The sequence below is a fragment of the Paraburkholderia xenovorans LB400 genome, assembly GCF_000013645.1.
GTDB lineage: Bacteria > Pseudomonadota > Gammaproteobacteria > Burkholderiales > Burkholderiaceae > Paraburkholderia > Paraburkholderia xenovorans.
Map to the genome: position 1 here is coordinate 640391 of NC_007952.1, position 19505 is coordinate 659895.

General features: G+C 61.9%; 18 protein-coding genes. 7 read left to right on the forward strand and 11 right to left on the reverse strand.

Annotation, left to right across the window (positions count from 1 at the left end):
* Positions 1–69: 69 nt before the first annotated feature.
* The 3 genes from BXE_RS47325 to BXE_RS24790 all read left to right on the forward strand — a co-directional run bounded on the left by BXE_RS47325 (position 70) and on the right by BXE_RS24790 (position 4528).
* A complete protein-coding gene (locus BXE_RS47325; protein ID WP_011490874.1) occupies positions 70–426 on the forward strand; it encodes a WxcM-like domain-containing protein in 357 nt (118 codons plus the stop codon).
* A 67-nt stretch (positions 427–493) separates the two neighbouring features.
* On the forward strand, positions 494–2005 hold the full coding sequence (locus BXE_RS24785) for a hypothetical protein (RefSeq protein WP_233518979.1): 1512 nt from the start codon (positions 494–496) through the stop codon (positions 2003–2005).
* A 552-nt stretch (positions 2006–2557) separates the two neighbouring features.
* Positions 2558–4528 carry an Ig-like domain-containing protein gene (locus tag BXE_RS24790; RefSeq protein WP_011490876.1) on the forward strand — a complete coding sequence of 657 codons (1971 nt, stop codon included), beginning with the start codon at positions 2558–2560 and terminating at the stop codon, positions 4526–4528.
* A gap of 296 nt (positions 4529–4824) precedes the next feature.
* On the opposite strand, the gene BXE_RS24795 is transcribed toward BXE_RS24790, so the two are convergent.
* A complete protein-coding gene (locus tag BXE_RS24795) occupies positions 4825–5994 on the reverse strand; it encodes a zinc-dependent alcohol dehydrogenase (protein ID WP_011490877.1) in 1170 nt (389 codons plus the stop codon).
* Between the two features lie 261 nt (positions 5995–6255).
* Here BXE_RS24795 and BXE_RS24800 point away from each other — a divergent pair, with 261 nt between their 5' ends.
* Together BXE_RS24800 and BXE_RS24805 are read left to right on the forward strand one after the other, a co-directional pair.
* A complete protein-coding gene (locus BXE_RS24800; protein ID WP_049782352.1) occupies positions 6256–7191 on the forward strand; it encodes a YihY/virulence factor BrkB family protein in 936 nt (311 codons plus the stop codon).
* Positions 7192–7315: 124 nt separating this feature from the next.
* On the forward strand, positions 7316–7849 hold the full coding sequence (locus BXE_RS24805; protein ID WP_011490879.1) for a hemerythrin domain-containing protein: 534 nt from the start codon (positions 7316–7318) through the stop codon (positions 7847–7849).
* Between the two features lie 141 nt (positions 7850–7990).
* On the opposite strand, the gene gph is transcribed toward BXE_RS24805, so the two are convergent.
* From gph to BXE_RS24830, 5 genes are all read right to left on the reverse strand, one after another.
* Entirely contained in the window at positions 7991–8677 is a 687-nt protein-coding gene (gene gph, locus BXE_RS24810; RefSeq protein ID WP_011490880.1) for a phosphoglycolate phosphatase, read from the reverse strand.
* Positions 8678–8702: 25 nt separating this feature from the next.
* Positions 8703–9467, reverse strand: coding sequence for an HAD family hydrolase (locus tag BXE_RS24815; RefSeq protein WP_011490881.1), 765 nt, complete (start codon positions 9465–9467; stop codon positions 8703–8705).
* A 147-nt stretch (positions 9468–9614) separates the two neighbouring features.
* Positions 9615–10037: an ExbD/TolR family protein gene (locus tag BXE_RS24820; RefSeq protein WP_011490882.1), complete on the reverse strand. Its 423-nt coding sequence runs from the start codon at positions 10035–10037 to the stop codon at positions 9615–9617.
* Positions 10028–10816: a MotA/TolQ/ExbB proton channel family protein gene (locus BXE_RS24825; RefSeq protein WP_011490883.1), complete on the reverse strand. Its 789-nt coding sequence runs from the start codon at positions 10814–10816 to the stop codon at positions 10028–10030. The genes BXE_RS24820 and BXE_RS24825 overlap by 10 nt, the downstream gene beginning before the upstream one ends.
* 27 nt (positions 10817–10843) lie before the next feature.
* Complete coding sequence (locus BXE_RS24830) at positions 10844–11608, reverse strand: energy transducer TonB (protein WP_049782255.1); 765 nt, start codon at positions 11606–11608, stop codon at positions 10844–10846.
* Positions 11609–11805: 197 nt separating this feature from the next.
* Here BXE_RS24830 and BXE_RS24835 point away from each other — a divergent pair, with 197 nt between their 5' ends.
* On the forward strand, positions 11806–12900 hold the full coding sequence (locus tag BXE_RS24835; RefSeq protein WP_011490885.1) for a beta-propeller fold lactonase family protein: 1095 nt from the start codon (positions 11806–11808) through the stop codon (positions 12898–12900).
* A gap of 86 nt (positions 12901–12986) precedes the next feature.
* On the opposite strand, the gene BXE_RS24840 is transcribed toward BXE_RS24835, so the two are convergent.
* Positions 12987–15353 carry a TonB-dependent receptor gene (locus tag BXE_RS24840; protein WP_011490886.1) on the reverse strand — a complete coding sequence of 789 codons (2367 nt, stop codon included), beginning with the start codon at positions 15351–15353 and terminating at the stop codon, positions 12987–12989.
* Positions 15354–15557: 204 nt separating this feature from the next.
* Here BXE_RS24840 and BXE_RS24845 point away from each other — a divergent pair, with 204 nt between their 5' ends.
* On the forward strand, positions 15558–16568 hold the full coding sequence (locus BXE_RS24845; protein WP_011490887.1) for a histidine kinase: 1011 nt from the start codon (positions 15558–15560) through the stop codon (positions 16566–16568).
* Here the strand turns inward: BXE_RS24845 and BXE_RS24850 are convergent.
* The 4 genes from BXE_RS24850 to pqqC are packed head-to-tail and all read right to left on the reverse strand — an operon-like array spanning position 16538 to position 19470.
* A complete protein-coding gene (locus BXE_RS24850; protein WP_007176298.1) occupies positions 16538–17200 on the reverse strand; it encodes a response regulator in 663 nt (220 codons plus the stop codon). The genes BXE_RS24845 and BXE_RS24850 overlap by 31 nt on opposite strands.
* A 2-nt stretch (positions 17201–17202) precedes the next feature.
* Positions 17203–18426, reverse strand: a complete 1224-nt coding sequence (pqqE, locus tag BXE_RS24855) for a pyrroloquinoline quinone biosynthesis protein PqqE (protein WP_011490888.1) — start codon at positions 18424–18426, stop codon at positions 17203–17205.
* 4 nt (positions 18427–18430) lie between these two features.
* Positions 18431–18721 carry a pyrroloquinoline quinone biosynthesis peptide chaperone PqqD gene (gene pqqD / locus BXE_RS24860; RefSeq protein WP_007176300.1) on the reverse strand — a complete coding sequence of 97 codons (291 nt, stop codon included), beginning with the start codon at positions 18719–18721 and terminating at the stop codon, positions 18431–18433.
* The gene (gene pqqC / locus BXE_RS24865; RefSeq protein ID WP_011490889.1) at positions 18718–19470 is read right to left on the reverse strand and encodes a pyrroloquinoline-quinone synthase PqqC; all 753 of its coding nucleotides are present in this window, start codon (positions 19468–19470) and stop codon (positions 18718–18720) included. Before pqqC ends, pqqD begins: the two co-directional genes overlap by 4 nt.
* Positions 19471–19505 lie beyond the last annotated feature (35 nt).

Here is a 19505-nt window from a genome sequence, read left to right on the forward strand (position 1 = left end):
AACGGCGCGTGGTCACTTCTACCGAGGAAAAACGCGGGCCGGTACGCAAGCGACAGGACGCCGGACGCGATGGGTATTCACTGCTCCGCCATAGCGCAGGGCTTGCCATCGGCGGTAGCTTCCGAAGACCGGATTTCTGCCGCGATAGATCCCTGGTTGACGATTGCCGCCAGCGAGATGCCGCCAGTCATATTGCTATTCCGCCCGGCTTTCCTCGAAATCGGCTGTGCCGTCACGCGTATCCATTTGAATCGACCGTGGAAGGGCTTGCATGTGCCCCCGTTGATCTGGGCAGCAGAGGTCAACTTCGACCCGGGCTCGGTCGCGCTGGTTCTCGCGTCGGATGTCTACAACGAAGCGGATTATGTCCGGGACTACGATGACTATCTGGCGTTGATGAAAGAGCTGACGCAAAAGCAGGTTTGACTGAATGGACCGCGTCGTAAGATTGACATCAGAGCCAAAGTCGGAGACGCACCGCCAACGCGTAGGCATGGTCGCCGCCGCTTTGTTCGTCGTGCTCGTTATTGTCGTGTTGCGGCTGGCGGTAATCGGAGGCTATCCATCTACGGACGAAGGCATCTACGAATACTATGCGCTGATTATCCATGACCGGTTATCGCAAGACCTGCGTCTTCCGAATGACGGCATGTTGATGCTCTACCCGCTGCTAACGTCTTTCGTCTATTCGCTCAAGGTCAATCCAATTTTTGCGTTGCGACTGATTGATGTGGTTCCAGACGCGTTGGCCGCTGTCCTGATGCTGCGAATATCGGTCCGTCTGAGTGGAAGCCTGATAGCGAGCGCGCTCATTACCGCGCTGTTTTTTCTGCTGCTGAACCATCCGACATTTATTCAATATGGGTTCAAGAACAGCTTCTTCATAGCACTCTGTCCGTTGTTGTACGCGGTGATTCTGTTCCTGTCCGGCCAGCAGGCCGGTCCGGGCAGATTCTTTGCAATGGGAGTACTCGTTGCGCTCGGCGTACTCCTGCGAGAAACGCTACTTCTGTTCGCTGTGTTGGGGGCGGTCTCCATCTTCGTGGAGCGGGGTACTCGCGCACTGAAGTACTTTGTTGCAGGCGGATTGGCAACTGGGTCTCTCGTACTTATCGTGGCAATCGGCCTGCGAGGCCCCGGCGGCGTATCCAGCCTGATATCCGGCTATGTTGACACCGGCGTCGGATATGGGGCGTTTGGTGATTTGCGATGGAAGCTCTTCAAGTCGAGCGGGCAACTCGCCGCGCAGGCAGCGGTCGCAGGGTTGGTCATGAGTCTGGCGGCAACGGTATGCATCGTCGTCGCGTCGATTCGCGGAAGAACGAAGGAATATTTCAAACCTTTCGTTTTTTGGGCGGCTGCCGCGTTGATTCCGCTCGTTGAACCGCTCTCGAAACTGGGTCTGCCTTACCATTTCTCATGGTCGCTGATCGGTCTGTGCAGTATCACGAGTCTGGGTTGGCGCGCCTGCCGTTTCAGTGGCCGGGTGCAAAAGCTCATTGGTAGCGGCGTGTGCATTGGCGTCTCTTTGCTGCTCGTATGGTCCCAGCTTCAATTCCAACGCGGCCTTTTTTGGGGACTCACTTATCCCGCTTTCAAGGAGACGCACGGGAAATATTGGGCCGAGGAGTCGATTCAGCGTAGCAATTATCTGCTCATGGCTGATCAGATCAAACGCATTGCTCCTGCTAACGCCACGCTGAGTTCGAGTGCCGCAATGCTGATACTGTATCCGCTCACGGGTCTTCGCCCGCCGTGTTACGGCGTCAGTAATCTGACCGTCACGGCTGTCACGCTGCATTTCAACGTCGAAGCCATGAGACGGGCCATTGAAAGTTGTCCAGCTGACGTGGTCGTAGTGACCCGGAGAGACTTGCCCGGTAGCTCGACCGTCGTGCAGGCGATCCGCGAACTGCCGCAGTATCGCCGCGTCGGCACGGTTGATGTTTCGACCGCCCGAGATTACGGAACCTCCAGCGCCGAGTTGTTCGTGCTCCAGCGTTGACACGAATGAATGTGCCGGGGGCACGCAACGGGACGCTGGCATTCGGTCCAGGCCAATGCCGCGTTCCGACGCTTGGCGTGTCGTCGCATTTGTTGCATCGACTGGTCCGCAGAGCGCGGCGCATGCAACAGCAATGTCCACGTAACGCGCCGGAATACCTGTTGCGATCGCAACCTTCAGATAAATCGATATCCTCACCGCAATTAGGTGTATAAGAGATCCATTGATCCCTCACGGGAGATGCGGCGGCGCCCCGGGAGAGTAAAAAGAGTAAAAGGCAAAAGGTCCTCTCGGTATTTTTTCCCTTCTCGCCGCGCAAGTATTACCCATATTTAGTTCTCTATTACCGGCGCACTTAGCGGCCGGTCCGATTCTTCCAGGATCAATTCGGGTATGTGGTTGCCCCGATCCTCGGTATGTCCTCAGCGCCACACGCAAACCGAACTTATTTTAAGCGGCACCGAATTCCCGGTGCTGCGGACCGACTATGCAGAAGCGAACCATGAAAAATCTTCACTATAAAGCGGCTTTGTCGTCGCACCGGGGTGGCAAATGAATCACATACCGCGTTTCGCAAAACGGCTGAGCTGGTTGTCGGCAGTGTTCCTCATCGTATTGGCGGCAGGGTGCGGTGGTTCTTCGGACAATGTTTCCAACGGCGGTGATCAACCCGCTTCCGCGCCGGGTGGAACTCAGGACACGACCCGTCCCGCTGTCAGCGCCGCCGTGCCCGCGCCGGGCGCCACGGGTGTCGGCGTAACGACGAAGATCGCCGTCACTTTCAGTAAGGACATGAACCCGGCGACGATTTCCGCGTCGAGCTTCACCGTCAGCGGTCCGGGCGCCACCCCGATTGCCGGTACGGTGAACTATACCGTCGGCTCAAGAGCCGCTGTATTCACGTCCACGAATGCTTCGCTGCCGGCAGGCACGGTTCTCACGGCAACGATAACCACTGCGGCGAAGGACGTTTCGGGTAACGCGCTGCAGAACAATTTCGTCTGGACGTTCACCACGGCGGCCGCTCCGGATGTAACTCCGCCGACGGTATCGCTGAGCGTGCCTGCCGCGGGCGCCACCAACGCTGCCCTGAACACGCACATTGCTGCGACCTTCAGCGAAGACATGGATCCGTCGACGATCACGGCGACCAGCTTCACACTGACCGGCCCCGGCGGCGCGCCAGTCGCGGGTACGGTGTCCTACGCGGCGGGTGCAAAAAGTGCCATCTTCACACCGACCTCGCCTGCGGTCCTGAGTGCGGCAACCGCCTACACTGCAACGATTACCACCGCTGCCAAAGATCTTTCCGGCAACGCGCTAGTCAGCAAGTTTGCGTGGACGTTCACCACGGGAACCACCACGGACACGACGCCTCCGTCGATCGTATCGGCCAACCCGGCCAATGGCGTGACCGGTGTTTGCACCAACAAGTCGGTCAACGTGACCTTCAGCGAGGCGATGGACCCGTCGACCCTTACCGGCGCGACGTTCACGGTCGCGGCGTCGAGCACGCCCGCCACACTGTTGTCAGGTACCGTTGCCTATGATGTGCCGAGCAAGGTGGCAACCTTCACCACAACCAGCCCGCTCGCGGCTAACACGAGCTACACCGCTACGGTCACGACCGGGGTGAAGGATCTTGCGGGCAATGCCCTGGCGTTGGCTTCGGTGACGACATTCACGACGAATTCGTCGCTGTGCACGACGGCACCGGCATTGGGTGGCGCCCAGCCCTTTGGTTCGTTCGGTGGTAATGCATCGGTCACCAACGCCGGATTGAATTCGGTCATTCACGGCGACCTGGGTGTGAATGCCGCTTCAACGAAGATAACGGGGCTGACCGATTCGAGCGGCACCCACTTCACGACTACCACCAGCAATAACGGACTGGTAACGGGTCTGGTGTACACCCTCACTGCGCCTGCCAATTCGGTCCCGGGACTTGCGGTCACTCAGGCAAGCCTTGACGCCACGACCGCGTTCAATTCGCTGTCGCCGGCTTCGTTGCCGGGTGGTATCAACGTTGCGAGCCTGGCCCAGTGTCCGAGCTGTGGCGGCGCTGGAGGGGGGGCGGACGAACTCGCAGGCCGTACGCTTCCGCCGGGCGTCTATCTGTCCAGCACGGGTACGTTCGATATCGGCGGTGTTGGCCGCACGACAGCCAATCTGACGCTCGACGCGGGTGGCGATGCCAATGCAGTGTGGGTCTTCCAGACGGCAGCCGGTACAGGTACATTGAATGTCGGCTTGACCGGACCCGCGACACCCGCGGTGCCGATCCAGGTGTTGCTCGTCAATGGCGCCCAGGCGAAGAACGTGTTCTGGTACGTCCCGGCCGGTGCTGTTATCGGCACGGGATCCACGATGACCGGAACGATGCTGGCCAATGCGTCGATCACTCTGTCGACGGTAGGCGGAACACCTCCGACTGCCGTTATCACGACGCTCAACGGTCGCGCAATCGCATTGACCGCCGCGGTGACGATGGTCAATACGGTTATCAATCTGCCTTCACAGTAGGCCTGGCTGTGCCAGTCGGGTACCCGGCATAGCCGGGTACCTGCTTCCGGCACTACCTGTCCATGCAATTTCTTTTCACTTATGAGCCATACGTCATGAAAAAAGCAGTCCTCGCACTCGCCGTTGCCGCCGTATCTTTGTGTGCCGCAGCCCCTGCCTCCGCCAATCCGCATCACCGTTCCTGCCACCGGGTAATGGTTCATCACCACTGGCAAAACCACTGCCGTTAATCGCATCGCGCAACAACTTGTCCCCGCTGCCCTGCGGGGATTTTTTTATGCATGATCGTCACGCTTTCATGGCTTCATGACGACTTTGATACAGCCGTCTTCCTTGTCACGAAACGTCTTATACATATCGGGTCCTTGTTCGAGCGAAACCGTGTGCGTAATCACAAAGGACGGATCGATCTGTCCTTCCTGAATGCGATGCAGCAGATCGTCTGTCCAGCGGTTGACGTGGGTTTGTCCCATCTTCCAGGTGAGGCCTTTATTCATGGAGGCACCGAACGGGATCTTGTCGATGAGCCCGCCATACACTCCCGGCACGGACAATATGCCCGCCGGGCGACACACGTAGATCATTTCCCGCAGCACGTGCGGCCGGTCGGTCTCCAGCATCACGGCCTGCTTGACACGGTCGTACATCGCATCGAACGAGCGGGTGGCGTGAGACTCCATGCCGACTGCGTCAATGCATTTTTCCGGGCCCTTGCCGTTCGTCAACTCCTTCAGACGGTCGAGCACACTCTCCTCGTCGAAGTTGATGGTGATCGCACCGCCGGCCCTGGCCATGACGAGCCGCTCCGGTACACGGTCGATGACCACCACCTGCCGGGCTCCCAATAGCACGGCGCTACGGATCGCCATCTGGCCGACCGGCCCCGCACCCCATATGGCGACCGTGTCCTCGGGCTGGATGTCGCAGTTCACCGCCGCCTGCCAGCCGGTCGGAAAAATGTCGCCAAGAAAAAGAACCTGTTCGTCGGTTAGTCCGTCGGGAATCTTGACGTGCGTGGTGTCCGCCATCGGCACACGCACGTATTCCGCCTGTCCGCCTGCATATCCGCCGGTCAGATGGGAGTACCCGAATAGTCCGGCCGTTGCATGGCCAAAGACCTTGTCTGCTTTTTCCTTGTTGCGGTTACTGCGCTCGCAAACGGAAAAATTACCGCGCTTGCACTGATCACATTCGCCGCAAAAAATCGTGAACGGAATGACGACCCGATCGCCGACGCTCAACGCCTTGTTGTCCTTGCCGACTTCGACCACTTCGCCCATGAATTCGTGGCCCATGATGTCGCCACTTTCCATGGTCGGCATAAAGCCGTCGAAGAGATGAAGGTCCGAGCCGCAAATGGCGCACGTCGAGACCTTGATGATCGCGTCGCGTCCTTCTTCGATGATCGGGTCGGGGACCGTATCGCAGCGGATGTCGTGTTTGCCATGCCAACGTAGTGCTCTCATTCGAAGCTCCCGGTAAATGTCAGTGCCATTGCTTGCATGCGACCGCATGCACAAGGCCGGCGCCTTCCTTCCGCAACGACTATTCCCGCCTGTGGCGGGTGCGTCTTGCGTGTGGGAATGGCGGTTGCTCAAACTCACGCAGCGGGATTCTTCATGGCCCGCCGCACCGAACCGACCTGCTAAAAAAGCGCACGGGGCTCGAACAGGTAGACAGGAAAACGGATGCAGCGCACCCGGCGGCGTTTACCGCACGCCGTGCAAATGTCGAGGAGAACGAAAGTGAGCCGATCGATCCGCCCGGAAGCGCCCGCCCGCCGCCGCAGCGGTAGCATCTTCCACATTGCTGTCGAAGCCGTCAGCAGATTTGCGTCGGACAGATGCACGACTCTGGCGGCCAGTATCAGCTTCTACGCGGCGTTTTCTCTCGCGCCGACGTTGCTGATCGTCCTCACGGTGACAGGCTGGTTTTTCGGCGAGGCCGCCGCCCGCGGCAAGCTGTTTGCGCAGGTGCACGACATCCTCGGCAACGACGCAGCCGGCGCGATGCAGGCCGTTGTCGAAAGCGCGCATCGTGCAAGCGGAGGCGGCCTGGCCGCGCTTCTCTCGATCGTGCTGCTGGTGATCGGCGCATCGGCCACCTTCAGTTCGCTGAACACGGCGCTCGACGTTGTCTTCGCCGCGAAGCCGAAAGCCGGGCTGGCCGGATTGGCCCTTCTGGTGCGAGCACGCCTCATTTCGTTCGGGTTGGTACTCGGTGTCGGATTCCTGCTCGTGGTTTCGCTGGTCCTGGATACGGCAATCACTTTCGTCGGACAACGACTGTTCGGCGAATCGCCGCTGGTGATCGCCGCGCAGATCGCGCAAACCGTTTTCGGCATCGTCGTGTTATCCGCCGCTTTTACGGCAATGCTGCGCTGGTTGCCGGACACGCATGTCCCATTTCGCCACGCCATGACGGGCGCAATCGTTTCTGCGGTTCTTTTCTCGGTGGGACGGCGGCTCTTCGGGCTTTACCTCGCGCATGCCGGCACGGCGAACTCGTTCGGTGCCGCCGGCTCGCTCGCCGTGCTGATGTTGTGGCTTTATTTCTCCGCAGCGGTGTTTCTACTCGGCGCAGAGGTCGCTTCAGCGATGGACGGCGAGCGTCAGACGCCGGACGGCAAGAAGCCCGTAACTGTCGGGCAGCCCCGCAATTGACCAGATCGATGGCAGCGCGTGGAAGCGTGACAGAGATGCCAGATCGCGCTGAATCGGCAGGCATATCGCTTGCTCGACTACGGTGGCAACCAGACCATTCAACCGCATCACCGAGGAGATCACAATGCAAGCCACGAAAGAGAACCAGACGGACACCCGCACCGGCACAACCGACGCGTTGGCCTTTCTGGAGGCGGACCATCGAGCAGTTGAAAAGTTGTTCACCGCTTTCAAGAAAGCGGACGACGACCTCGAAGCGAAGGCGGCGCTGGCACAGCGTGCCTGCGAAGAGCTAACCATTCATGCGATGCTGGAGGAGGAACTGCTTTATCCGGCTGCGCAGGAAGCGTTGCCTGACAGCGATAAGGTGGACGTCGAAGAAGCCTACGTCGAGCACTACCTCGTCAAATCGCTGATTGCGAAATTCGAAACGCTGAAAGCGGGCGACAAAGGTTTCGACGCAACCTTCAAGGTAATGAGTGAGATGGTGGACCATCACGTGGAGGAAGAAGAACAGGAACTCTTCCCGGAACTGCGCAAGTCGAAATGCGATCTCCGCACGCTCGGTGAAAAGCTGGCAAAACGCAAGGCGGAACTGCAAGCCAAGCTCGATGCCGTGGGCAGCAGAGCGGTGGGCGACAAGACCGCGACGCTTTGAGTCGAGCAGCCTGACGGCAACGGCGGAATGGGGCTGAGAGGATTCGTTTTTCACCTGGCATCAGTAGGAATCCGCAGTGTTTAGCCAAGCGCACCTGCGGATGTTTGCAAATCCGTAGCTCCAATCCGATCGTCAACCAGGTTATCCAGCACGCGCTCCGCGAGACTCCAGAATCGCGGGCATTGCCATGAGTGAATCGATCAAACCATCGCACGCTAGCGCCGCCGACCCGTGTGGCCCGGCATAGCCATAGCGCACGATAAATACCGGCAGACCCGCCGCTCGCGCGGCGCTCACGTCGACCGGCGAATCACCAACCAGTACGCTGTTTTCAGGTTCCACGTCGAGCAGCCTGCACGCGTGCCACAACGGTTCGGGATCGGGCTTCATTCTCGCTATCGAGTCGCCGGCCACCAGTACGTCGAGGTAGCGGGCAAGGCCAGTCATGAGCAATAGCCGCGCAGCGAGTTCTTCCGGTTTGTTGGTGACGCATGCAAGCCGGTAGCCACGACGCTGCAACTCCGCAAGCCCTGCCTCCACGTGTGGAAAAACGCGGCCTAGGCGTCCATTGGTCTGCACATAGTGGCGATGAAACACGTTCAACGCATGGTCGACATCGACGCGCCGGTCCAGACCGGCTGCTTCAAGGGAACGTCGAACCAGGTTAGGTACGCCCTTGCCGATGAAACCGCTAACGGTCGCGAACGGCAACCGCGCTGCGTTGAACTCGTCGAGCATATGGCTGACCGCTTCGACAATGTCCGGCGCGGTGTCGACCATCGTACCGTCGAGATCGACCAGCACGGCTTTGGACTGCATGCTTCTCATGAGTGGCCTCGCGAGCATACGCAGATCAGGCAAGCGCGGCCGACGCGTGGCGATGCCACTGACGCAAGGTGGCCAGATCGACCCATCCGGCCCGTTCATCCGGTACAGACGAAGGAATCGGCGCGTGCGGTTCGCCCAGGTGAGGGAGCACGGCCAACGCGCCGTCGAAATCATCTTGCGACGTATAGGCGGTTGGCGTCACGATAGTGGGAACGCCCGCCGCGCGTGCGGCGCGCAGACCATTCGCGGAGTCTTCGAAGGCCACGCAGTCCGGGCCTTTCAGCCCGAGCTGACGAAGCACGTCGAGATAGACGTCGGGCGAAGGCTTTTTTACGTGGGTCGTGCCGGCATCGCAAATCGCGGCAAAGCGCGTACGCCACGCGGGTCCGAACGGCGTTTGCAGCAATGCGTCTAGGTTCGCTGGCGTGGTGGTGGTTGCGATCGCAACCGGAATGGCGGCCGCTTGCGCCTCGGCAATCAGACGCGCAATGCCCGGCCGCAACGGCAAGCCGCCGTTGCTCACGCGCGCGGCATAGTGACGGGTTTTGATGGCGTGCACCGCGTCTATCACGTCGTTGATACGCGTGCCGTCCGCTTCCTCCAGATCGGCGACGTGCCAGTAATGCCGCAGGCGCTCCTTGCCGCCCGCCACCTTCAGAAGACGCGTGTAGAGCGGTTCGTCCCAGAACCAGTCGAGACCCACTTCGGCAAATGCGGCATTGAAGGCCTGCAAATGAGCGGTCTCGGTATCGGCAAGCGTGCCGTCGACGTCGAAAATCAGGGCTTGCATGGTCCGGGCTCTCCTGAGTTCAAGCAGCTTCAAGCAGGTTCAAGCAGCCACGATAGCGGAGCCGGATGCCGATTTGAATTCAGAGATTCTTTGGTCTCCGGTAAGACATCCTTTGAGTAGTTGTGTCGAGCACGCGGAAACGCCGCGCTATTTCTTCGCCCGAGGATCGGTCACGAAGCCTATTTTTGTCAGCCCGCCGGCCTGCGCAGCTGACATCACGTCGGCAACACGTTCATAAGGCACTTTGCGGTCGGCCCGTAAATGCAGTTCGGGTTGAGGCTTCGCGCGCGCGGCCTCGGCGATCCTTGCGCGCAGAACGTCGTCGGCCACGGGATGGCCGTCCCAAAGAATCGAGCCGTCCGCTCGCACGGCAACGTCGAGATGTGCGGGTTTGACGTTGTCTGGCTGGCTGCTCGCTTGCGGCAGATCGATCTTCACCGCGTGCTGCATGGCCGGAATGGTGACGAGAAAGATGATCAGCAGTACCAGCATCACGTCGACGAGCGGGGTCATGTTGATTTCATTCATCAGGCCGCTATCTTCGTCGTCGGAGAACGGGGTCATTGCCATTTGAGCGCTCCGTCGTTCGTGGCGTCATTGGCTTTGCCATTTGCCGCAGGAACGGCGCGCGGCACGATGCGCATGTCGGGACCGGTACTCGACGGCAATTGCGAGCCGGTCACGAAATACGCATGCAGTCCATGCGCGAAACGCTTGAGTCTCGTCACGACCGACTTGTTGGCGCGGGTCAGCCCGTTGTATCCCAGCACCGCGGGTATCGCTACAAAGAGGCCGAAGGCCGTCATGATCAGCGACTCGCCGACCGGTCCGGCGACGTGATCGATCGAGGTCTGTCCCGTCTCGCCGATCAGGATGAGCGCGTGGTAAATGCCCCACACGGTGCCGAAGAGCCCCACGAAGGGCGCGGTGCTGCCGATCGATGCCAACACCGCGAGTCCGCTTTGCATGCGTGCGATGGCGTCGTCCATCGTGTCCTGCAGGCGGCGCGTAATCCAGTCGGATACGTCGATGCGGTCATGCAGATGCGACTGCGTTTGCCGATGATGGGCCGCGGCTTCCTCGCCGGCCAGAGCGAGCGCGAGAAGCGGGTTGTCGCGGACCGACTTCGATGCTTCGGCGCCGAGGCTCTTCAAGCCGTCCTCGAAACGGTCGGCTCGCCAGAATTGCGCTTCGGCCTGGCGGGTTACGCGCCTGATCCGCACAATGGTCCATAGCTTGACGAGAATCACCGTCCACGAGAGAACCGACATGATCAGCAACGTGCCCAGAATGCAGCGCGTGACGATATCGCCGCTTTCCCAGACATTCGCGAGGCCGTAGTGTTGCATGGTGATTTCCTTTGACCCGTAGACAAGTTACTCGGTCAAGCCGAAGACGAACGATTCCGAATAGGCGGCGCGTACCGCTTCGCCGTTTTCCCTGTATGGCTGGCAGGCCCCGGCGTGCACGGCAGAGAGCGCTGCGTCGTCGAGCCGGGGATAGCCGCTGCTTTTTTGCAGTTGCGCGGTTTCGATATGACCGCTCAGGCCTACTACGAAGCGCACGATCGCCGTGCCGCTCTCACTGCGGCGCTTCGATATGTCGGGATAATCCGGCTTGGGAATATCGCAATCGACGTGCGCTACGCTCTTTGGTGTAGCCGGTGCATTCGTTGCCGGTGCTGCGGGCGAAGGCGCAGCAGCAACGGCCGGGGCAGTGGGCTCCGGTGAGCGTGCAGCGTCTCTGGACGGCGACGGCGTGGCAGGTACATCCGGCGCACCTGGCGCACCCGGCGCAGGCGCTACGCTGCTGCGCGGCGCCTTGAGACGAGGCGGCGCGAGTTTGCTGCGTGCCGGAGGCTGCGCGGCTTGCGGCGCTGCAACCACGGCGGCCGGCGCGGGCACGGCACGCGCTACAGGTGTGATGGGTGCAGCCGTCTCCGGCTCATTCCTCAACAACATCGCAACGATGGCCGGTGCTTCGACCGTTCGCTCCACCGTCCTGTCCAGCGTTGCCGACACCCACGCGAGCAAACCCACATGAGCGGCGACCACGGCGCCCAGCGCCACGACGATCCGACGGCGCCATGCCGTATCGTTCGCGGTATATCCCGCCGTCGCCGTTGCACGTTCCAGCATCACGGTCGAGGCCTTGCATTGGCCACCTCCGCGTTTATTTTCCACCCCTGTAGCGTGTTTTAGTACTGCCGCGGGCCGCGCAGCGTCAATTCGGGAAAATCTCCCGCCAGATGTTCGTTGTCAAACGATCCTCCAATGGACTACTTTGCTTGAATGACGCGAGCTTTCGCGGCGCAGCGCTTTCACAACGGAGTACAACAATGCTGGAGACACGGTTCCGCAACACCACACCAACACGTTCCCTCGCTTTCGCTGTCGCCACGTTAGCCACTGCCGCCACGGCGTTCGCGCTCGCCGCGAGCACGGCATACGCCGCCGCCCCAATGGCCTACGTGACCAGCGAGAAGGCCGGCGTCGGCGTGATCGATCTGGATCAGATGACGCTGACAAAGACGTTTCCGGTCGGCGCCGACGGCCCACGCGGCCTGAGTCTGAATACCGACGGCACACGGCTTCTCGTGGCCAACAAGAACACCGGCGACCTGGCGGTGATCGACACGGCTTCGGGTCAGGTCGTGCAGCGTGTGAAGATCGGCAAGAACCCCGAATATGTGCGCGTGCACAATGGCTTCGCATACGTAACCTACGAGCCCGGCGAAGACGGTGGCCCACCTGCCGCCAACGCAAAGCCGGGTGCCGACGACGATGACGCCAACAAGCCGCCCGCGCAGATCGCGATCGTCGATATGAAAACCTGGCGCGTGATCCGTTCAGTGACGAGCGGCCACGAAACCGAAGGCATCGAATTCTCACGCGACGGCAACATGATGCTCGTCACCAACGAGGGCGACGACACGGTGTCCGTTTATCACGTCCGCACGGGCGCGCCGGTGAGAACCGTGAAGCTCGTCGCAGGTGGCCGTCCGCGCGGCATCCGCCTGTCTCCGGATGGCAAGGATTATGTGGTCACGCTCGAATCGCTAAGCAAGTTCGTGGTGATCGACGCGCGTACGTACCAGGTTACGAAGACTGTCGATACGAAGCTCGGGCCTTACGGGGTAGCGTTCGGGCCGGATGGCAAGCGGCTTTTTGTCGCCGCGGCGCGCGACAGGACCGTGCAGGTTTTCGACGGCCACAGCTACGAGCATCTCGCCGACGTGCCGGTGGGGCAGCGTTGCTGGCACTTCAGCTTCACGCCGGATGGCGCGAAGCTGCTGGTGGCGTGCGGGCGCTCCGACGCGGTGTATGTGCTCGACGCGCAGAGCTATCAGCCGATCAAGCAGATCGGCGAACTGCCGCTGGCCTGGGGCATCGTCACTTATCCGCATAGCGACGGCTCGATCGAATCGCATTGAGCGCGTGCAGCATGTGAGCCGATGAGCCGATGAGCCGATCACGCGTCGTCAGGCGACACGACGCGCCGATCGGCTCACACCCATAGCTACTTCCACGCGTAGCGCAACCCCACCCAGAAACCACGCGGCGCGCCCGGCCCGACGAACTGTTCGTTGATCGGGTTGGCGCCGTCGAACGTATGGTTCGCGCCGTTGAAGAAGTTCTCGCCGAGCGCGCCGAAGCTCGCGTAGCGCTTGTCGAGCAGGTTCGTGACGCTCGCGAAGACCTGCAACTGTTTGGTCACCTGGTACGAGGTATCCAGATCGATCAGCAGATAGCCGGCGATCTTGCCGTTCACGTCCTGGTTGTTTTCGTCGCCCTGTGCATAGACGCTGCCGCGCCAGGTCAGGTTGGTGCCGACGTTCCACTTCGCGGTGGCCGCATAGTCGAGTTGCAGTTTGACGGTGTTGGCCGGGATGCTGGGAATATGGTCGCCCGGCTTGACCGTGATATTGCCGTTCTGATCCGCGCTGGAGTTGCTCGGGCTGCTTTCGGTCCAGCTCGAACGGTAGGTCGCATCGACATAGCTGTAGCTGGCCGTGACCGCGAGCGGCCCGAACTGGCTGTGTCCGGACAGCTCCACGCCTTGCCGGCGCGTGCGGCCGACGTTCTGAAAGAAGCCCTGGTTGCTGGTGGCGCCATTCGTGCTGATGAATTCGATGTCGTTGTCGAGCGTCGTGCTGTAAGCGGCGGCGCTCCAGGTCGTTGCCTGGCCGATGCGTCCGCGTGCGCCGATTTCAAAGGTCTTCGAGATCACCGGCTGAAGCGACGGGTCCGACACGAAGTCGTTCGGCAGCGAGCACGGCGCGGACGGATCCGCACAGGCCAGTTCGATGGCGGTCGGCGAACGCATGCCTTCGTTGTAGGTGGCATAAGCCGTGAACGCGGAGGTCGGGTTCCAGTTGATGCCGACCGCCGGATTGAAGCGGGAAAACGTATGGTGGCCGTCCAGTTGCGGCTGCGTGCCGCTCGAATCGCCGATCGTGGCGTCCGCCCAGTTGTAGCGTCCGGCCAGCGTCAGCGTCCATTGCTTCGTGAGCGACAAAGTGTCCTGCAGATAGATGCCGTAGTTTCCGTTATGCGTTTTCGCCGCGGTTTCCTGCTCGAAATCGCCAATGCCGATCGTCGCGCGTGAAGCGGTGAACACCGCGTCCTGGGAAGATTGGGTGTACCGGGAGTTGGCAATATCCGCGGACACACCAGCGACGAACTGGTTCTCCATTCCTCCGAGCTTGCCGAGCAGCGTGAGTTGCAGGCTGGCGCCATAGCTGTCGGTCGAGACGATCGATTTTTCGTTGGTGGCCTGGGTCGTATCGACGTTGCCGTCGTCGTCCACCGAGCCGAAGTCCGAGTTGGTGTTGCTGCTCACATTGTCGTTGCGGAAGTGCCGGTAATAAACGTTGCCGCTCAGTTCTACATGGTCGTTGAAGTAATGGTCGCCCGAGAGCGTCGCGTACGCGGCGGTGTTCAGATTCTGGTCGGGATAGGTATAAGGCTGCTTCGGATTGCCGAGGAAAGATCGCGGAATGGTCTGCGTGCCGTGCAGGTCGTTGTCCGCGCCGCCCGCCGAGAACGACAGCGTCGTATCCGCGTCGGTATAGCGCAGCTTGCCGAACGCCTGCCGCACGCGGCTGGCATTCTGCTCCGCCCAGCCGTTGTCGTTCGCCATGCTGCCGGTCACGTAGTAATCCAGATTCTGACCAATGGTGCCGCCCTGTTCGATCTGGGCGGTCTTGCGGCCCCACGAGCCCACTTGCACTTCGGCCTCGCCGCCGGGGCTCGTCTTGCCGTTTTTCGTCGTGATCGCGAGCGCGCCGCCCAGCGTATTGAGCCCGTAGGTCGGATTCGAACCGGGAATCAGCTGGATCGTGTCGATCGCCTGTTGCGGCAGCAGGTCCCAGTTCACCACGTCGCCGAACGGCTCGTTCACGCGCACGCCGTCCACGAACACCGAGAGGCCTTGCGGCGTCCCGAGCAGAGGCGACGCCGTGAAGCCGCGATAGTTGAGGTTGACCTGATACGGATTGCCCTGCGCATCGGCGATATCGACGCTCGGCAGGTTCTTCGCGAAGTAGTCGGTGAGCGTGCTGCGGTGCTGCTGTTCCAGGTCCTGCGCGTGAACGGTCTGCACATTGGCGGGCACCTGAGAGAGCGGTGTGCCGATGCCGAGAAGCGGCGTGGTGCCGACCACGACGATCGGCGCGAGCTTCACCGTATCGGCGTCCGGACTCGCACCGGCCGGCGCGGCCGACGAAGCCGCCGCTGCCGGCGTGGCGGTTTCGGCCTGGGCCCACACCGGGACCGACAGGCTTGCGAGCGCGCTGCCGAAGCAGAGCGTGAGACCGGCACGCCGGCGCAAACGTGGCAAGTCCGGTAAGCGGGATGCGCGGTGCGCGCTGAGCGGCATGTTCATCGTTTTGTCTCCGGCCGGATCGACGCTATCTTCATTGGCGCTACCGCGTTGCGGCGTGCGTAGCGCTTTCTTTCTGTGTGTGCAAAGCTTCGCATACGCCGGCGCGCGAGACCCGGGAGCTTTTCCCGATATCGCGGGGAAGCGTTCCCAAACGCGCTGCAACAAACCGCTGCGGGCGACCGGTCTGAGTAGAATGCAAACGTGATGGCAAGCGATCCCTCGAACCCTTCTTCAGCGCGCCCCGTTCCGCCGCATTCGACGGTGCGGCGCGACCTTGCATGGGTGCTCGCGCTGACGGTGCTCGCCGCCGTGTTGAGCGCGAGGTTCGATTTCAGCGAGCACGCTTACCGCTGGACGCGCGGCCTCGAACGCTTCCAGCTCGACGAATTGCCGGGCACGCTGTGCGTGCTCTCCATCGGCCTCGCGTGGTTCGCATGGCGCCGGTATCGCGAGGCGCGCCGCGAGCTGATCCGTCGGTGCGCGCTGGAAGAGCAGGCCGAACGGCTGCTCGCCGAGAACCGGCGCCTCGCCAATCAGGCGTTGCAGGCGCAGGAACTGGAACGCCGCCATTTAGCGCGCGAACTGCACGACGAACTGGGCCAGTACCTGAACGCGATCTCGCTCGACGCCGCGCGCATCCGCGATCTGTCCAGCGCACGCGAGCCGGAAGTTCATCGCGTGTCGCTCGGCCTGATCCAGAGCGCGAGTCACGTCTATCGGCAGATTGGCGGCATGATCCGGCGCCTGCGGCCCATCGGGCTCGACGAGTTCGGTTTGCCGAGCGCGCTGGAGCATTGCGTCGACGGCTGGCGTGAGCGGCTGCCGGACGCCTCGTTTTCGCTGACGATCGAAGGGGACTTCACCGGGCTGAGCGACGCGCTCACCATCACGCTTTACCGGCTCGTGCAGGAAGGGCTCACCAATGTCTCGAAGTTCGCCCGCACTGCACGCGTGGAAGTGTTCATGGTGCGCGCGCCGCGCGAGGCGCGGGAGCGGCAGGACGGCAGGCTCGTCGATGAAATCGTCGTCACTATGGCCGACGACGGCCCCGGCGCCGATCTCGACAAGCCGCGCGGCGGACTCGGCCTGATCGGCATGCGCGAGCGCGTGGAAGCGCTCGGCGGCGAATTTCACGTGGCGAGCAGGCCGGAAGGCGGGTTCCTGTTCTGCGCGCGGGTGCCTGCTCACGCAGGGCTTGCCGAGCCCGTGAACTGAAGCCCGAGGCGGCTCGCCATCTGGGCGAGCTGCACGCCGTTGTCGGCGCCGAATTTTTGCCGGATTACAGACTGGTGATTGGCCACGGTCTTCTGGCTCAGCCCCAGTTTTTCGGCAATGCTCGGCAGCGTATAACCCTGCACGAGCAGACGCAGCACCTCGAATTCGCGCGCGGACAATTGCCGTCCGGGCGGCCCTTCGCTGAACGCATTGCGCAGCGCGAGCGCCTGCGAGATATCCGGGCTCAGATAACCCGCGCGCCGGGCGATGGTGCGCACTGCTTCCACCAGCACATCGGGCGCGCTCGCCTTGGTCACGTAGCCGAGGGCGCCGGCATCGAGCGCGCGGCGCACGAAAATCGCCTCCTCGTGCACGCTGAAGATCAGCACGCGCGCGTCCGGCTCGCGCGCGAGCATACGTCGCATTGCTTCGATGCCGCTGGCGCCCGGCAACGAGACATCCATCACCACCACGTCCGGCCGCAGCGCGCAGAAACGCTGATAGGCCTGGGCGGCGTCGGCGGCCTCGCCGCACACATGCACGTCGGCATTCAGTTCGAGCAGTCGCCGGTAACCCTCGCGCACCACCGCGTGATCGTCGACGAGCAGGACGGAAATGTCTCCGGCTGTCATGGTCAGCCTCCAGTGCCGCCGTGGCCGCAGGTATCGCCGCTCGCCGCAGTGGACAAAGCGGATGCCAGCTTGCGCGAGTTGGTGTCGTTGCGAAACAGGATCGGCTGCTCGCGCGCTTCGCCTGCGGCGGCCGCACGCCGTGCCATGTTCACCACGCTCACCACGGTGTCGTGCGCGGGCGACTTGTCGCAGACCGGGTCGGCGTTGGCCGCGTCGCCGGTGAGCAGATAGGCCTGGCAGCGACAGCCGCCGAGGTCCCGTTCTTTCTCGTCACAGCTACGGCAGGGCTCTTTCATCCATGCGAGGCCGCGGAAGCGGTTGAACGCGTCGCTTTCGTACCAGATTTCGCGCAGCGGCGTCTCTTTCACGTTCGGCAGCACGAGTCCCGGCAGACTGCGGGCGGCGTGACAGGGCAGCGCCGCGCCGTCCGGAGCGACGCCGAGAAACACCGCGCCCCAGCCGTTCATGCAGCGCTTCGGGCGTCGCTCGAAGTAGTCCGGCACCACGAAGAAGATCTTGCAGCGCTCACCCTGCGTGCGGCGATAACGCTCGACTACCGCTTCGGCTTCCTCCAGCTGTTCGCGTGTCGGCATCAGTTGAGCTTCGTTCTGATGCGCCCAGCCGTAGTACTGCGTGTTGGCGAGCTCCAGGTATTCGGCTCCCATTGCGAGCGCCATGTCGATGATTTTGTCGACGTGCGGCAGGTTGTAGCGGTGCAGCACGCAGTTGAGCACCATCGGAAAGCCGTGCCGTTTGATCGATGCGGCAACGCGTTGTTTCAGATCGAAGGTGCGCGTACTGCTCAGGAAGTCGTTCAGTTCCTGCGTCGAATCCTGGAACGACAGCTGGATGTGGTCGAGGCCGGCGGCCTTCAGATCGCCGAGGCGCCTGTCGGTGAGACCGACACCGGAGGTGATCAGATTCGTATAGAAGCCGAGCTTGCGCGCCTCGCCGACCAGCACTTCCAGATCGTCGCGCACGAGCGGTTCGCCGCCTGAAAACCCCAGTTGCGCGGCACCGAGCGCGCGCGCCTCGCGCAGCACGCCGATCCATTGTTCGGTGCTGAGCTCGCGGCTGTGATCCGTATAGTCGACCGGGTTGTAGCAGAACGCGCAGTGCAGGGGGCAGCGATAAGTCAGCTCGGCGAGCAGCCAGAGCGGCGGTGCCACGCCGTCCGGAGTCGCTTGCGGCTGTGCCGCGCCGCCAGGTTGTGAAAGGTCCGTCATCGCGCTACTCCAGCCAGCCGCGCAACTGCGCGTCGGCAACGAACGCCCGCACGTCGGGACCGAGCCCGGTCGTGCTGAACGCCTGCTCCAGGTCGGCGATCAGGGTGTTCATATCGCGCGTGCCGTCGCAACGTTTGAGAATTTCCGCCGCGCTCTGATTGAGCTTCACCATCCCTTCCGGGTAGAGCAGGACGTGAGCGTTCTGAGCGGGCTCCCATTGCAGACGAAACAGTTTGCTGATCGTCGGACGATCGGCGGTTTGCGTGGCGCCGCCGGCGCGTGGCAGATCGTTCATTGCGGGAAGGCCTTTTCGATCGAATCCAGCATGGTCCACAGAATGTCGAGCTTGAATTGCAGGATCTCGAGCGCGCGTTCCTGCTGTTCGCGCCGCGTGAAATGATCGAGCGTGACGGCGAGCCCGTGCTCCACGTCGCGTTGTGCAAGCGAAATGCGCGAGCGGAAATACGCGAGACCCGAAGACTCGATCCACGGATAATGTTCCGGCCAGCTCGCGAGCCGGTCGCGATGAACCTGCGGCGCGAACATTTCCGTGAGCGACGAGCAGACCGATTCCTGCCACGGCGCGCGGCGCGCAAAATTCACATAGGCGTCGACGGCGAAGCGCACGCCGGGCGCCACCTGTTTCAGCGACCACAGATCGTCACGCGACAGCCCGACCGCGTCGCCCAGCCGCGCCCATGTTTCGATGCCGCCTTCCTCGTCGCCGCAACCGTCGTGGTCGAGAATGCGCAGCACCCAGCGGCGGCGTGTTTCGCGATCCGGGCAATTCGACAGCACGGCCGCATCCTTCAGCGGAATATTGATCTGATAATAGAAGCGATTGGCGACCCAGCCGCGAATCTGTTCGCGGGAGCAACCGCCGCTATTCATCTTCACATTGAACGGATGATGAATGTGATACGCGGCGCCTTTCGCGCGCAACTGTGCTTCGAATTCTTCACGGGTCCAGGCCGGGCGCTCGTCGCCTCCGTTCGTTTGCGCGTTCTGGCGCGGCGCCGTGCCCAAGGTATCTTTCGCGTTCATGCTGTCTCCGTTTTGCACTTCATGACTACGCTTGC

Coding starts and splice junctions, on each gene's coding strand:
- BXE_RS47325 (WP_011490874.1), top strand. CDS start 70: ATGGGTATTCACTGCTCCGCCATAGCGCAGGGCTTGCCATCGGCGGTA.
- BXE_RS24785 (WP_233518979.1), top strand. CDS start 494: ATGGTCGCCGCCGCTTTGTTCGTCGTGCTCGTTATTGTCGTGTTGCGG.
- BXE_RS24790 (WP_011490876.1), top strand. CDS start 2,558: ATGAATCACATACCGCGTTTCGCAAAACGGCTGAGCTGGTTGTCGGCA.
- BXE_RS24795 (WP_011490877.1), bottom strand. CDS start 5,994: ATGAGAGCACTACGTTGGCATGGCAAACACGACATCCGCTGCGATACG.
- BXE_RS24800 (WP_049782352.1), top strand. CDS start 6,256: ATGTCGAGGAGAACGAAAGTGAGCCGATCGATCCGCCCGGAAGCGCCC.
- BXE_RS24805 (WP_011490879.1), top strand. CDS start 7,316: ATGCAAGCCACGAAAGAGAACCAGACGGACACCCGCACCGGCACAACC.
- gph (WP_011490880.1), bottom strand. CDS start 8,677: ATGAGAAGCATGCAGTCCAAAGCCGTGCTGGTCGATCTCGACGGTACG.
- BXE_RS24815 (WP_011490881.1), bottom strand. CDS start 9,467: ATGCAAGCCCTGATTTTCGACGTCGACGGCACGCTTGCCGATACCGAG.
- BXE_RS24820 (WP_011490882.1), bottom strand. CDS start 10,037: ATGGCAATGACCCCGTTCTCCGACGACGAAGATAGCGGCCTGATGAAT.
- BXE_RS24825 (WP_011490883.1), bottom strand. CDS start 10,816: ATGCAACACTACGGCCTCGCGAATGTCTGGGAAAGCGGCGATATCGTC.
- BXE_RS24835 (WP_011490885.1), top strand. CDS start 11,806: ATGCTGGAGACACGGTTCCGCAACACCACACCAACACGTTCCCTCGCT.
- BXE_RS24840 (WP_011490886.1), bottom strand. CDS start 15,353: ATGAACATGCCGCTCAGCGCGCACCGCGCATCCCGCTTACCGGACTTG.
- BXE_RS24845 (WP_011490887.1), top strand. CDS start 15,558: ATGGCAAGCGATCCCTCGAACCCTTCTTCAGCGCGCCCCGTTCCGCCG.
- BXE_RS24850 (WP_007176298.1), bottom strand. CDS start 17,200: ATGACAGCCGGAGACATTTCCGTCCTGCTCGTCGACGATCACGCGGTG.
- pqqE (WP_011490888.1), bottom strand. CDS start 18,426: ATGACGGACCTTTCACAACCTGGCGGCGCGGCACAGCCGCAAGCGACT.
- pqqD (WP_007176300.1), bottom strand. CDS start 18,721: ATGAACGATCTGCCACGCGCCGGCGGCGCCACGCAAACCGCCGATCGT.
- pqqC (WP_011490889.1), bottom strand. CDS start 19,470: ATGAACGCGAAAGATACCTTGGGCACGGCGCCGCGCCAGAACGCGCAA.